Raw genomic sequence first — 14,735 nt, 5'->3', positions numbered from 1 at the left:
TTCTTAAGAATTGATGGGCATGTGAGAGTAGGTCGTACCGCAAGGGCATAAATATCGTCAAGCTTTTCATTAAGAATCCCTGATCGCTAACGCGGTCAGGACTTTTTTACGTCTGTCGAAAATGCCGCCGCGACATTATCCTGTCAAATATGAATCTTCTCATTCAGTAACATAATCTTCATTTTTCATTTATAGCATGTGCTTTTTCAAATGGAGGTGGTTGTTATGAATGGTTCTGAGGTTTTACAGGCCCCACGGGTATCGAGTGGTGGTCGTTGGCTGCAGTGGCTGGCTGTGTTAGGCCTAGTGTACGTGTTGATTAGTGCAGTCAGTATGATTGGCTCCGGCTTTAAAGCTGCAACCGGAGGGCAGGCGCAGGAATTATTTGAATTCGCCTCCAACCCTTACGTTGGTTTAGTTGTTGGTATTGTTGCAACAGCGTTGATTCAATCGTCCTCGACGGTAACGTCATTGATTGTAGGGATGGTGGCAGGTGGTTTGCCAGTGACAATTGCGATACCGATGATCATGGGGTCGAATGTCGGTACGACAGTGACTAATACACTGGTTAGTCTCGGTCATATGCGCGATAAAGCAGAGTTCCGTCGAGCTTTTTCTGCTGCAACAGTACACGATTTCTTTAACTTAATTGCGGTGGCGATCTTCTTGCCGTTAGAAATTATGTTTGGATTCTTAGAGCATGTCGCTCTGTGGCTTTCAACGTTTTTAATTGGTTCAGACAGTTACTCAATGTCTGATATCAATGTAATCAAAATGCTCACCAAACCCTTTGTAAGTGCAGTGGATAGCGTAACGGGGATGCTACCAGGCACTCTTGGAAGCGTAGCACTGATTATCACAGGCCTAGTTTTAATCTTTGCCGCAATTACATACATTGGTAAATTGTTAAAAGTGCTAATGGTTGGTAAGGCAAAGGAAGTGCTGCATTCTGCTATTGGTCGCGGTCCTATAACAGGCATTGCATCAGGCGCTCTAGTGACGACCTTTGTTCAGTCTTCTTCAACGACGACAAGCTTAATGGTGCCATTAGCAGGCTCGGGTACGTTCAGTTTAAAACAGATTTATCCATTTATGCTGGGTGCAAACATCGGCACAACAGTGACGGCGTTACTGGCAGCTACCGCAATCACAGGTGCCTTAGCTGTGTCGGCATTGGAAATAGCGTTAGTGCATTTCCTATTTAACGTCTTTGCCGTAGTGGTGATCTTTGGTATTCCGTTACTACGTAACCTGCCGATCATAGGGGCTGAATGGCTGGCGGGCATCGCCTCTGAACGAAAAGTCTTTGCTGCCGCTTGGGTGCTAGGCGTGTTTATCGTTGTGCCACTTTTAATGATTGCCGCGAGTATGATGATTTAAACAGCTCTCAGACAAGGAACCTGCATTATGTCTAATCTAGAACGTATGTCGAAAGAAGAGCTTAAGACGATTCTGAATGAAACTGAACAACACATTCAGGATATTCGTACTGAGCTTGAAAAACGTGATTTGGATATGCAACACGAAGAAGTTGATGACATTGCTTTAAGTCCTGAGTGGACACCGGTGCAATGGGGGAAAGTGCGAACATTCTTTGAAATGGTGCTTGAAGAACTTCGTAAGTAAGTATTTACTTATTTAATGCGTGAAGCCGACTGAGGTATCAGTCGGCTTTATGGCCCTCTATTTAGGCTTTTACCGCAATCCCTAGCTTCTCTTTCACCCCTTCAATAAATTTAGGCGTCAAGCGTACATAAGCAGTTACAAGACTAATATCATCTGGATCACGTTTGATGGTGAAGCCGATACGACGACAGAAGTCGATCATGCGTTTGTTTTCTGCCAGTACAGTGCCTTTCATTTCTTTAATGCCTTTGAAGTTAGCGACCAATATTAAGCGACGCATCAATAATGCTGCCAGGCCATGTCCTTGGTAATCATCGCCGATTACCACCGCAAACTCACAGCTTTGATCATCAAAGTTATCGCTAAAGCGAGAAGCGCCCATCATCACTTGTTCGCCATCCTTTTCGCCCACAGCAATTAATGCCATTTCACGGTCATAGTCAATGTGTGACAAGCTTGCCACCATTCGTGGCGTCAGCTCTGAAATGTTAGCAATAAAGCGGAAATAGCGGCTTTCATGGGATAAGTTTTTGACAAAGTTGGCCATCATATCGGCATCTCTTGGCAAAATCGGGCGTAAGGTAATCTCTTGCCCATCACGAAGCGTTACTTGCTTCACCCATTGTCTTGGGTAGGGCTGAATTGATAAGTGCTCATAGCGTTTGAGCTTGCCGCTGCTCTTTAGTTTAGCTGTGACATCGGCGAAAATACTGCCACTTTCGTGAATTCGTACATCGGCTAATTCTAAGTACTCAAATTCCGGTAATTCACACACCAGAGTTGAGAAGCTACGCAGCAAGTCTTCTAGCTCAAAGGATTCCACATTTGGAAAGGCGCGATGAATTAAGTCCTTAGATAGGATGGTATTGAGTGGTGGTAGTGCAACGGCTTCAGTTTGATGGTGCCATTGATTTGCACCCTCTAGGGACAACCCGATGGCTGGACCGAATACCGGGTCACGAAACGCGCGCAGATGAATCGGTGCTTGCAGCAAATAATTGGTTTGTCGGCGTGTGATCAAGCGGAAGTTAAATAGATCAAAGACTTCTTTAAGATCCTCTGCCGTTGGGGTTTTATTACCCGCTTTAATCATCTCTTTTAGCTTAGCCCGTGCGGCCGCCACATCAATATTAAAGCGAAATGCGTGGCTATCTGGCATTTGTTTTGCCAGCATCTGGTTACGATGAAACTGTACTAAGAACTGAAAGCCTTCAATGGCTGCTTCAGGAGTTCTAAAAGTCGGAATGCCTGCTTCGTTAATACGCGTACGCAATGCCACCATATGGCCACCGCCAAGCATACATACCATGACAAGTTTCTTCTGCTTTTTATGCAGTTGCAATACTTGGTCGTACAGCGACACCATGTTGATGAGCGCAGTAGGGCTGAGCATCAATAATACTGCCCCGCATTCTTTATCAGCGAGGGAGGCTTCAGCAAGTTCGACAAACAGGTTTGCGTCACAGCTGGCCCAAACGGTGGTGACGCTGCCGACGCTGCCGCGACCCGCCATGATACCTTCAAGCCTTCCTTTTAATTCATCGCTTGGTGTTAGTAAGTTAATGTTTACTTCGGTCGCCCGCTGTGCAGCCAGCTCGCCTGGGCCTGCACCATTACCAATGATCAGAAGAGAACCCTCTTTTACACGGCGAGCATTGGTCATGACCGAAGCGGCGGCTACTAAGTCATTCAAACGGCGTCCACGCACGGCACCCGTTCGACTTAGGGCCGCATCCAACACGCGTGGATCTGCGCCGACATTATGCTCGGCGACGACTGCAACTGGCTTGGAGCGGCTGGCGGCACGCAGGCTACTTAAAAAACGGGTAGTGGAGCCGATTTTTTGTAAGTACATCAAAATCGATTGGCTCTCAAAATCATTGGATAAGTAGTCCAGTACCTGTGATGGCATCACATCAATTGGGCTCCCCATACTGACTACTTGGGAGAAACCAATACCTTGCCAAGTGGCCCAGTCCACCAGTGCGCTGGCGACGGTGCCTGATTGCGATAATAAAGCTAAGCGCCCAGGAATAGGTTGCGTTAAACCGAGCCACGCAGAGAAGCCTTGTTTCGGTCGACACATACCAAAACTGTTGGGGCCTATTAAACGCACATTGTGCTGTCGTGCGGCTTTTAGGATATCTTCTGAGCTTTCATTCGAGCCCATAAACACCAGCAGAGCAGGAATGGAAAGACTGCCACATTGTTCAATGATCTCAGTTAATGGTCGTGGGTCTTCACCTGCCAGAATAGCGAGATCAGGCGTTCTGCCCAGCTCCTCAGGAGAAACTATTTGTTCAAAAGGTAGCACACCAATGCTTTCATCTGGCACGACACCGTATAGAGAGATCTTTCCACGTCTGCCGCTGTAAGACAGAGCACGAAGTACCGCATGCAGAATAGGATTGAGGCTGTCTTGCCCCGTGAAGACAAGAATCGAGTTGGGCGCGAGAAGTGGCTGAAGTGCATGCATGCAGAAATCTCCCTGAGTGGCCTGTAGCGAACGTCATGGCAAAAGCCCTCGCTCAACAACAGAGAATGCATCGTTGTCATAGCAGTCTAGACCAATGTCGGATAGGCTGCCTAGTGCAAACTATGGCTTGATATAAGGCAGTTCACGTATTATCGCCTTATAGTAGCCTTAGATGGCGACCTGATGAATAACAATAATAGCGGCCCTTGATGTGGGTGCAGATTTTTACGGATACCGATATGAGCACTGCGTACCTGACACACCCTTTGTGTGAAGAGCATAAGCTTGGGGAGGATCACCCCGAGTCGCCACAACGATTAGAAGCCATTCAAAACCGCTTAATCGCGGGGCAACTGATGGACTTTATGCGTTGGCGAGAAGCCAATGAAGTCACCGTAGAACAGCTTAACGCCACTCACGATCCGAATTATGTCGCTTCTATTTTTGCCAAGGCTCCTGAACAGGGACATGTGGAACTGGATCAAGAAACCTTGATGATGCCGAACACTCTTGATGCTGCGCTACGAGCTTCTGGAGCCGTCGTACAAGCCGTCGATATGATCATGAGTGGCGAAGTACAGAATGCCTTTTGTGCAGTTCGTCCGCCTGGGCATCATGCGGAGTATGACAAAGCAATGGGCTTTTGTTTATTCAATAATATCGCCGTTGGTGCTTGTCATGCGTTGAACCAATACGGCATTGAGCGCATCGCCATCGTCGATTTTGATGTGCACCATGGCAATGGCACAGAGGATATTTTTAAAAATGATCCGAGAGTGCTGTATGCCTCCAGTTACCAACATCCGCTATTTCCTTATCCTGATCCAGGCGCTTCCCATGACAATATTATCCACATGCCATTGGAGAAAGGCTCGAAGGGAGAAGATTTTCGGGCTGCCTACGAGTCAGAGTTGTTTCCAGCTCTGGAAGCGTTTAAACCTCAGCTGTTAATGATTTCTGCTGGCTTTGATGCTTTGGCTGAAGACCCTATGGGGCAATTGCGTTTGCGTGAAGATGACATTGTTTGGGTGACTGAAAAGCTCATGGACGTCGCGGAACGCCATTGCGAAGGACGAGTGATTTCCGTGTTGGAAGGTGGTTATAACACCGATGCCTTGGGGCGGGCAGTATTCAGCCACTTGAAGGCCATGATGGCGCTCTAATTATCAAATCGTTACGTACGCTAACGTATGCAAACCGATCTCAAACGATTTTGTAATGTTTACCAACATAAGCAGACAATAAACTTATAGCTCAGCCAGTGGTTTATATGGAGAGGACGTTATGAGTTATGTTCGCCTAATCTATGCGAGCCGAGCCACTACAGCTTTTAAACCTTCGTCTGTTAGGTCGATATTGCAGGTGGCTCGTCGTAATAATCAGCAAAATTCGATTACCGGTTTGCTGTGTTTTAATCAGCAAGGCTTTCTACAATGCTTAGAAGGTGGCCGTGCCATGGTCAACCAAACCTTTCAGCATATTTTAAATGATCCGAGGCATGAGAACGTTGAGATTCTTTCTTATGACTACACGTCGTCTCGGGAATTTGGCGCTTGGAATATGGGCTATTTGCAAAACAATCAAGCCATGCGAGATTTACTGCTAAGAAACACGGGGGTAGAGGATTTTTTACCGCTTTCATTAGCTCCAGAACAGGCGCTCGCCATCTTGCGGGATATACGAGATATTATTAACAGCATTCCTGAAGAGGAGACCTAGGACTTTGAGGCCTAGGTCTCACTCAAGTTATGCGGATTGCAACGACGCAGAGCGCGTTTTGCGAGAGTAGATAAACAGGGCAATAAACAGTACTAATCCTGCACTATCCAGCAAAATGCTATGGTGTGGCCAAAGCATCAATAGCGCGGCAACGCCGGATAGAATACGCAACGCAATGTTCAATGGCCCTTCAAGATAGCCTTCCATAAAGCCGACAAAGGCATACAAACCAAATAGGGCGAAGACGAAGATGCGCAGCACGTCCGGCGTCTCACCACCGATAAAGTTGGTATAAGCCAACAACAGCGGAACGATATACAGTCCTTTAGCCAGTTTCCATGCCATAAAGCCAGTCGACATTGGCGGCGTTTTCGCAATGGCGGCGGCGGCAAACGCGGTTAAACAAACCGGTGGCGTTACGTTGGAATCTTGGGATAGCCAGAAAATGATCATATGAGCCGATAATAAAGCCGCACTCAATACCGTTGGATTTAAGGCTTGCTCTAAAAGCTGGCCTTTGAAATCGCCAGGCACCTGAGCAATTAACGCTGTAGCGTCAGCTTGACTCATCGGAGCAGACAACAGTGCGTATTTTTCAGGGTCGACCAACATAAAGATCACCTTCGCTTGCTCGGGCAAGTTACCTGCCACAATCAAATCAATCAGGTGAGATTCAGCAATCAAGTTATACAGCGCCGGAGCGGACAGCGTCGCCAAAACGATATAGGCTGCTGTCACTGGCAAGCCCATGCCTAGGATCAAAGACGCTAGGGCGACTAACGCGAGCATGATAAATAAACTGCCGTTAGACCATTCTGAGACCATCAATGAGAAGGTATTACCAATCCCTGTCATCGCGACGACATTGACCACAAGACCGACTGCGACCAAGAGAATCGCTGTGGTGGCCATGTTACGAGAGCCTTGCGCTAGCGCATCGAGGATATCCTTTATCTTCATCGGATTCTTTGATAACCAAGAAGATACAATCACCGCAATAATGGAAATACCTGCTGCATAGGTTGGCGTGAAACCATAAATAAGCAAAGCCACCAAGACCGCCAGCGGTAATAAGAAGTGCCAGCCCTCTTTGAAAACTTCGCCAAAGCTACGTGTGTCTAGCTCAATAGCGTGTGCATGTGAGCGCATAGCTTCCACTCGCACATAGAATCCAACGGACATGAAATACAGCAAGGCAGGTAAGGTTGATACGGCGATGATTTCAACGTATGGGATTTGTGTGTAAGAGGCCATGATGAAGGCACCAGCTCCCATTACAGGTGGCATTAACTGTCCACCCGTCGAGGCGGCCGCTTCGACTCCGGCAGAAAAACGGGCAGGGAAGCCAGCCTTGCGCATCATAGGAATAGTGATAACACCGGTTGATACAGTGTTTGCAACGGACGAGCCGGACACGGACCCCATCAGCCCCGAACCTAAAACCGCAACAAAACCTGGACCTCCGACAAAGCGGCCCGCAGCACAGCGTGACAATTCAATAATGAAGTCGCCAGCGCCAGACTTAACCAGAAAAGCGCCAAATAGGATAAACATGAACACATAGGTCCAAGAAATACGGGCAATAGAGCCAAACATACCTTCGGACGAAAAGAACGAACGGAACATAACCGTTTCAAGACTTAGTCCCGCAAAACCAAAGATGCCGTTTATGTAAGGTCCCCACCAAAATACATAGGTAAGGGCGACCACAATCAAAGAGGGAATAAACCAGCCCGTCGTACGACGAGTCAGCTCAAGGGCAATCGCAATGGCGACAAAGGAAGCCACCCAATCACTGGTGATAAACGTCACACCGCGATCATACAAGGCGTCTTCAAATAAAATCAGATACACAGTACAGGCAATAGCGGCAACGCCTAAAGCAATATCCAGTGTCAATGCTAAACGCCGACCACCTGCGCTTGAGGCTTTGAAAGCGGGTACCATCAAGGCACAAATCAAAGCGAAGCCGCTGTAATGAATAGCGGATACCCATAGCTCTGAAAGCGTCCCTAAGGTGTTGAAATAAATGTGAGCTAAAGCAAACAATACCCCAGCCCAATATACTAATCGCCCTATCGATGAAGCTTCATCACGCTGTTCCAGCTCCAAACTCTTGAGCTTATCCTGCATTTCTTGGTCTTGGCTAACCTGAGTCTCAGACATAGTAAGGCCTATTACGTCATCACAATGCACATGCATCGATTATTAGAATCACTAAATCGCAATAGGGGCATTTATTCCCCTATTGCTTTGTAGGAAGTACTTTAATTACAGGGTTATGCTGACATTACTCTGCGATCAAGTGAGCAGGAATTGTTAAGCCTGCTTCTTTGTAGTAGCGTGCAGCACCTGGGTGAAGAGGTACTGGTAAGCCATCAATAGCCTTCTCAAGCGCCATGTCTTTGGTCGCCTTGTGGATGCCGTTTAGGAAAGGTAGGTTTTCGTAGATGGTCTTGGTTAGCTGGTAAACATCATCTTCAGACAAATCAGCATTTACTGCTAAAAAGTTAGGCTGCGCCATGGTGTGGATGGCCTTGGTTTGACCTGGGTAGGTGTTTGCCGGAATTTCAAAGCGAGTCCAAAGTTGGAAATTACCATTGGCTTGCTTGATCTGCTCATCGGTAAAGTCCAGCACGGTAATGTCGTCGCCTAATGCCGCATAAGCACGTGTGATAGCGCTGGTTGGTACGCCAGATGGGATGTTCATGCCATCAATCGTACCGTTTTGTAGCGCGTCAGCAGAGGCTGCATAGCCCATGTATGCCATGTCTAGCTTATCTACTGGTACGTTCATGTTATTTAGAATGGTTAAGCCAGAACCCTCAGTACCTGAGTTTTTGGTGCCGATAGAAAACTTTTCGCCAGCAAGATTGTTCATATCTGAAATCGTACCTGATTTCGCATAATCAGTACGGACAACGAATTGCTCAACGTTTTGCCATAACATGGAAATGGAGCGAAGGTTCTTTTGTGGGCCTTCTTTTTCCATACGGCCTGTACCGTCCCATGCCCAAGCGCCGTATAGACCTTGTAGGATAGAAAGTTGTGCTTCATTCTCGCGCATCAATTTGATGTTTTCACCAGAGCCTGCTGAGTTGATGGCTGAGATCGACATACCTGTTGTTGGCTCAAGCTTGACTTTAGTAAGAGTCGCCAAGGCAACGCCGACAGGGTAAAACGTACCACCAGTTGAGGCTGTCGCTAGCACGTAAGAACGATTGTCAGCGGCTTGCGCTAAACCAACAGAACCCACGGCAGTACCCATCACCAGTGCGGCACTCATTGCTTTAATTAATGTACGTTTGGTCATCTTCATTATGTGTTTCCTATCAGTATTGTTTTTATTGAATAAGAGAACTCTGAAAGAGCATCCTCGCTCTCAGATAACAGAGTATAGGCAAACACAATGCCAAGTGTATTAGTAAATGGTAGGAGACTGTTTTATAAGGATTTTTAAGAGTAAATAGATGTGTCGCCAAGGTACGAGTAAGCAAAAAATTGCTCATTGAGGCTTCTGATGATAAGCAATAAATTGCTCATTAAGATCGAAATCGGTGTAAAAGACGGTGCTTGAAGGCAGAAAAATCACCTATTAAGAGCCTGTCATAAAGGAATAAGCAATAGTTTGCCTATTCCCAAGGTTGTGAACTCAGTCAGTGTAGACGCAGAGGATTAATCTAAATAATCGGAGCGATTTAAGCCAAATTTCATCATCTTTTGGTTTAAGGTTCGACGTGGCAAGTCGAGCTCATCCATGACGGCTTTAATGTTGCCTTGGTGGCGCTCCAGAGCGCGTTTTATCACATCTTCCTCAAATGCTGCGACTTGAATGGCAAGGGGCAGAGGCTTGTGATCCACGTCTTCAAAGGCAATCAAGCTTTGTTGGCCGTTAATCAAATCGGCCAAGCCCACTCGATTATCGAGGGCGTAGCGAATCGCGATATTCTTCAATTCACGAACGTTCCCAGGCCAAAGGTGTGAACGAAGAATACGCTCATCCTGTGTGCTCAGCTGACGGCTGGTTTTGTCCCGCTCACTGGCGGCTTGATTGACATAATGCATAAATAACAGCGGCACATCTTCAGGGCGTTCACGCAATGGCGGTAAAAACAGTTGTGACACATTTAGACGGTAGTACAAATCTTGGCGAAAATTCTCATCTTCTCTAAGATCGGCCTTGGAGGCGGCAATCACTCGGATATTAACGGGAATGCTTTGGTTCGAACCGAGGCGCTCAATTTGTCCTTCTTGCAGGGCCCGTAAAATCTTGATCTGTAAATGTGCGGGCGTGCTTTCGATTTCATCTAAAAACAGCGTGCCGCCATCCGCGTGCTCAAACTTACCTATGCGGCGTTTGGCTGCACCGGTAAAGGCGCCTGCTTCATGGCCGAACAGCTCACTTTCAATCAGGTGTTCGGGAATGGCGCCGCAGTTGATGGGAACAAAGCGTTTATTTTTACGCTCACTGAATTCATGCAGACTCTGCGCAACCAGCTCCTTACCACTTCCGGTTTCACCGTAAATGATGACATTGGTGTCCATATCCGCGATCGACAGTAATTCCCGTTTCATACGCTGAATCGCAGGGGAAATACCGATCACCTTGGCATCCAAGCCCGAACGCGCAGCCAGATTGCTTTGCAGGCGCAGGTTTTCGATCATCAGGCTACGCTTTTCACAGGCACGTAATAGTGTCTCGACCAAACGTTCGGGTACGAAGGGCTTTTCAATAAAATCGTAGGCGCCTTCACGCATCGCTTGGATCGCCATGTCGATGTCACCATGGCCTGTAATTAAGATCACGGGCAAGTCTGGAATACGTTCATGGGCGACTTGCATCAGTTCTAGACCGCTCATGCCCGGCATTTTGACATCGGTTAACAGAATGCCACGAAAGTCTTCGCTCAAATAAGGTAAAGCTTGTTCAGCGCTGCTGGCACTAATGACTTCTAAGCCGGCCATTTGCAGCCACTTTTCAGTCGCTTGACGAATCATGGCTTCATCATCGACGAGTAAAACAGTGCCACGTGTTCCTAGTTGCATGGGGACTCTTCTGTAGTGTTTTTATCTAATTGTTTTGACGAATGCTTAGGAGGCATTCTCTGCACTTGGTAATAGGATGCAAAAGCGCGCGCCACCAAGAGGGCTATGGCTGGCTTCAATCGTACCATTTAAATCACGAATGATGGCGGCCACGATAGCGAGTCCTAAGCCAAGCCCACTGCCCATGGGTTTGGTGGTATAGAACGGCTCGAACAGATGCTCTAGCTGAGCATCATTGAGACCTGGACCATTATCATCCACCCGCAGTTCAATTTTACGATTCTCACGCAGCTGACTGGTAATTTGAATACGTTTGTCGGCTTGCTCGCTCAACGCATCACAGGCATTGCTGATTAAGTTTACCAAGACCTGCTCGAGACGCACATTATCCCCAAGCACATAGTGCTGATCATCCAGTTCATCACAATTAAGGGTGATATTCTCTTCCAATAGGCGAGCACGTAGCAGGGTCGTGGATTGATTGAGGGCAGTGGAAAGCTGAACGGGCTGGACCTGTTCGGGCTTTTTATAGGCAAAGGTTTTTAGCTGGGATGTGATGATTGCCATGCGTTCCGTGAGATCATCTAAAATAGTCAGGTTTTCTCTAACCATATCGGGTTCACTTAACAGCTGTTTGCTGATGGCAATGTAGGTGCGCATCGCTGTGAGCGGCTGGTTTAGCTCGTGCACGATCGCAGTCGACATACGTCCAAGTGCCGCCATTTTGCTGGTTTGGACAAGCTCTTGTTGCGCATTACGTAAGGCTTGAGTGCGCTCTTCCACTTTATGTTCTAAAGACTCATTTGCTAATAATAGGGCCTCACGAGTTTCTTGTTGCGATAAGTGCTTTAAATGGCGCTCGCGCAGGAACAGCAGAATGATGCCGAATATCCAAAGCCCAGCCATGGTAATCGCGGCTACTAAATCCGCGTAGCGTTCGTCTAGCCGTGCAGAGACCAGCGAGGTAAAAGTCCAGCCAAGATCATCAAGCCGTACTTGGTGGCTCATATAATGTTGCTGATTAAAGCTCCAAAGCGTTACATGAGCACCATTACTGAGGCTGATTGACTGTACTTTGGCGATGTCTTCAATCGACTGTTTTAGCCACTCTTGTGGACTCGCGATAAAAATTTGCGACCGATCATCGCTGATGGCGTACAGCTCATCCACTGGGGTATCAAGGATTAGGTTTTGCAAATCAATGCGCACGATCGCGGCGCCAATAAAATCAGAACGGTCATAAATGGGTGCGGATAAATAGTAAAACGCCTGTTGGTTCGGTTGATTATCGTAAAAGCGGCCTTCCTCACCTTGCGCTGCAAACTGAAATACGGGCAATTTTGCGAATTCATCAGGATGTAAGGCTTGTTGATCACGCCAGTTACTGTAGGCGACGGTATGACCGCTATCATCAACAATAAACAGTCCTGAAGCCCCGGCAACCAGACTGGTTTGCTCAAGATAGCGAGAGACTTTGGTCGCTTGCTTATCATCGACCTGATCTTGATCGGTCAATAATAATTGCACCACATCTTCATTTTGAGTCAGCAAAAATGGCAAGTAATGGTAGGCATTTAAGGCACCACGAACGCGGTGAATGGAAGCTAACAGGCGATCAGAGACCTCCCGATGGAGTGCTTGGTAGCCGAGGTCCTTAGTAAGCTTACCGGCTCCCAGACCAATTAAAATCGATGTTAAGCACCATGCGATACCTAGCCAGACGATTCGTTTATTGGTTTGTAGAGTCATGGGCATATCCTAAGGAATAAACTGTAAAGTACACAGCATACAATAGAACATGAGAAAGAAGCGTACCTTCTGACGCTCAAATTGATCGCATCAGAAGGTACGAAGAAGCGCTACTTAACGTGAGCTGTTTGTGGGGCTTTGTCCCAAGATACCTGCTCAGGCGCTTGTTGGCAGCCTTCACGGAAGAAGTAGGCGTTTTTAGGCTCAGCAAAAACAATCTCACCGCGTTTGACCGGATTACGGTCGTACTCCGCATGGCTTAAGTCGGCTTCCCAGATTTGTTCGGATTGCCATTCATAAGGCTCAAGCTCGACACGCACTTCGGGGCCGATGGGGTTCACCGCCACAACTTTCAGCGGCAAGTTTGCGACTGACGTCGCTTGGTTGTGTAATGCCAACTCATGAGAACGAATGTATAGCTGACCATTGCTAAGGGGAACATCACTGCTGGGGGCAGTGATCCACGCTTGTTCGTTGTTCAGGCGAGATTGCTCGAGCTTGCCGTCAAACACGTTCACATTGCCCAAGAAATCAAACACAAATCGGCTGTTTGGCTGAGCGTACAGTTGCGCAGGTTCGTCCACTTGCTCGATGTGGCCGTTGCTCATCACTACGACACGATCTGACAGCTCTAGCGCTTCTTCTTGATCGTGGGTCACGAAGACACTGGTAAAGCCAATTTCATCGTGCAGGCTGCGCAACCAGCGGCGTAGCTCTTTACGCACCTTGGCATCCAGTGCACCAAATGGCTCGTCAAGAAGCAGGACGTCCGGCTTAGTCGCAAGAGCACGAGCCAAGGCAATACGCTGCTTTTGGCCACCGGATAGCTGTGATGGATAACGGTTGGCTAGATGGCCTAGCTGCACCATTTCCAGTAAGTGCTTTACGCGACGTTGGATCTCGGTTTTGTTTGGACGCTGCTTGGCGTCCATGACTTCAAGGCCAAAGGCCACGTTGTCGGCTACCGTCATGTGACGGAACAGGGCGTAGTTTTGAAACACGAAGCCTACGTGACGGTCGCGCACGTGCAGGTTGGTCACATCACGCTCGCCAAATTGGATGCGCCCAGAGTCCGCCCCTTCAAGACCTGCGATGATGCGAAGTAGGGTGGTTTTGCCCGACCCCGATGGGCCTAATAGACCAATCATTTCACCTTCGTCGATGTTCAATGACAGCGGTGACAAAGCTTGGAATTGGCCGAATGTTTTGGAAATATTTTCTAAGCGAATACTCATGTTGTCACCTATTAATGTGTTGCTTCTGCTTTTTGAGCGCGCTCTTGGCGCCATTCAATAAAGGCTTTAAAAATCAAAGTAATTAAGGCAATTACTGCCAGCAAGGAGGCACTGGCAAAGGCGGCTGTGGCTTGGTAATCCTCGTACAACAGCTGAATGTGCAGTGGTAATGTGTTGGTTTCACCACGGATATTACCGGACACTACCGACACGGCGCCAAATTCTCCCACCGCACGAGCGTTAGTCAAAATAACGCCGTACAGTAACGCCCATTTAATATTCGGGAGGGTCACACGGCGGAACAACTGCCAGCCAGAAGCGCCCAAAATTACCGCCGCTTCTTCGTCTTCGCGGCCTTGCTGTTGCATCAATGGAATCAGCTCGCGAGCCACAAATGGGCACGTCACAAATACGGTCACCATGACGATGCCCGGCCATGCGAACATCAATTGAAGATCGTGCTCAAACAACCAAGCGCCAATCCAACCATTGTTGCCGTATAGCAAAAGGTACAAGAGACCTGCTACCACAGGGGAGACCGCAAACGGGATATCCATTAAAGTCATTAATAGCTTACGGCCGGGGAATTCAAAGCGCGTAACAGACCATGCTAACAGCACACCGAAGACCAAGTTAATGGGCACCGTCAGTAGTGCGACAAATAGGGTTAGACCAATCGCATGTAGCGTGTCAGGGTCACCTAAGCTGTCCCAATACACGGCTAAACCGTCGACAAAGGCTTGTTGAAAGATGCTGATCAAAGGTACTACCAACAGTACCGCCGTCATTACCAACGTGACGCCAATCAGTGTGTATTTTACCGCAGGGCTGTCGCCCACACGTTGTTGATGACGTTGTCCAGATGCCATGTTGTTTCCTCCGAA

General features: G+C 47.8%; 11 protein-coding genes. 4 read left to right on the top strand and 7 right to left on the bottom strand.

Going from position 1 to position 14,735, the window contains the following annotated elements; all coding sequences use genetic code 11:
* The first annotated feature begins 225 nt into the window (after window positions 1-225).
* A complete protein-coding gene (locus ASC49_RS17690; RefSeq protein WP_055464573.1) occupies window positions 226-1,380 on the top strand; it encodes a Na/Pi symporter in 1,155 nt (384 codons plus the stop codon).
* 27 nt (window positions 1,381-1,407) lie between these two features.
* Window positions 1,408-1,626: a hypothetical protein gene (locus ASC49_RS17685; RefSeq protein ID WP_055464572.1), complete on the top strand. Its 219-nt coding sequence runs from the start codon at window positions 1,408-1,410 to the stop codon at window positions 1,624-1,626.
* 61 nt (window positions 1,627-1,687) lie between these two features.
* Here the strand turns inward: ASC49_RS17685 and ASC49_RS17680 are convergent, their stop codons facing one another.
* A complete protein-coding gene (locus tag ASC49_RS17680) occupies window positions 1,688-4,102 on the bottom strand; it encodes a bifunctional acetate--CoA ligase family protein/GNAT family N-acetyltransferase (protein WP_055464571.1) in 2,415 nt (804 codons plus the stop codon).
* A 239-nt stretch (window positions 4,103-4,341) separates the two neighbouring features.
* Here ASC49_RS17680 and ASC49_RS17675 point away from each other — a divergent pair, with 239 nt between their 5' ends.
* Together ASC49_RS17675 and ASC49_RS17670 are read left to right on the top strand one after the other, a co-directional pair.
* The gene (locus ASC49_RS17675) at window positions 4,342-5,265 is read left to right on the top strand and encodes a histone deacetylase family protein (protein WP_055464576.1); all 924 of its coding nucleotides are present in this window, start codon (window positions 4,342-4,344) and stop codon (window positions 5,263-5,265) included.
* Between the two features lie 121 nt (window positions 5,266-5,386).
* Window positions 5,387-5,821: a BLUF domain-containing protein gene (locus ASC49_RS17670; protein WP_055464570.1), complete on the top strand. Its 435-nt coding sequence runs from the start codon at window positions 5,387-5,389 to the stop codon at window positions 5,819-5,821.
* 27 nt (window positions 5,822-5,848) lie between these two features.
* Here ASC49_RS17670 and ASC49_RS17665 read toward each other — a convergent pair whose 3' ends face one another.
* From ASC49_RS17665 to cysW, 6 genes are all read right to left on the bottom strand, one after another.
* Window positions 5,849-7,987 carry a TRAP transporter permease gene (locus tag ASC49_RS17665; RefSeq protein WP_055464569.1) on the bottom strand — a complete coding sequence of 713 codons (2,139 nt, stop codon included), beginning with the start codon at window positions 7,985-7,987 and terminating at the stop codon, window positions 5,849-5,851.
* Window positions 7,988-8,111: 124 nt separating this feature from the next.
* Window positions 8,112-9,140 carry a TAXI family TRAP transporter solute-binding subunit gene (locus ASC49_RS17660; protein WP_211262082.1) on the bottom strand — a complete coding sequence of 343 codons (1,029 nt, stop codon included), beginning with the start codon at window positions 9,138-9,140 and terminating at the stop codon, window positions 8,112-8,114.
* A 356-nt stretch (window positions 9,141-9,496) separates the two neighbouring features.
* Entirely contained in the window at window positions 9,497-10,867 is a 1,371-nt protein-coding gene (locus tag ASC49_RS17655; RefSeq protein ID WP_055464568.1) for a sigma-54-dependent transcriptional regulator, read from the bottom strand.
* Window positions 10,868-10,912: 45 nt separating this feature from the next.
* Window positions 10,913-12,616, bottom strand: a complete 1,704-nt coding sequence (locus tag ASC49_RS17650; RefSeq protein WP_055464567.1) for an ATP-binding protein — start codon at window positions 12,614-12,616, stop codon at window positions 10,913-10,915.
* Between the two features lie 110 nt (window positions 12,617-12,726).
* Window positions 12,727-13,851 (bottom strand): sulfate/molybdate ABC transporter ATP-binding protein, encoded by a 1,125-nt coding sequence (locus tag ASC49_RS17645; RefSeq protein ID WP_055464566.1) that lies wholly within the window; start codon window positions 13,849-13,851, stop codon window positions 12,727-12,729.
* An 11-nt stretch (window positions 13,852-13,862) separates the two neighbouring features.
* Entirely contained in the window at window positions 13,863-14,720 is an 858-nt protein-coding gene (cysW, locus tag ASC49_RS17640; RefSeq protein ID WP_055464565.1) for a sulfate ABC transporter permease subunit CysW, read from the bottom strand.
* Window positions 14,721-14,735: the final 15 nt, after the last annotated feature.

It is taken from the genome of Marinomonas fungiae (genome assembly GCF_001418205.1).
GTDB lineage: Bacteria > Pseudomonadota > Gammaproteobacteria > Pseudomonadales > Marinomonadaceae > Marinomonas > Marinomonas fungiae.
This window is presented reverse-complemented; position numbering and strand designations above follow the sequence as displayed.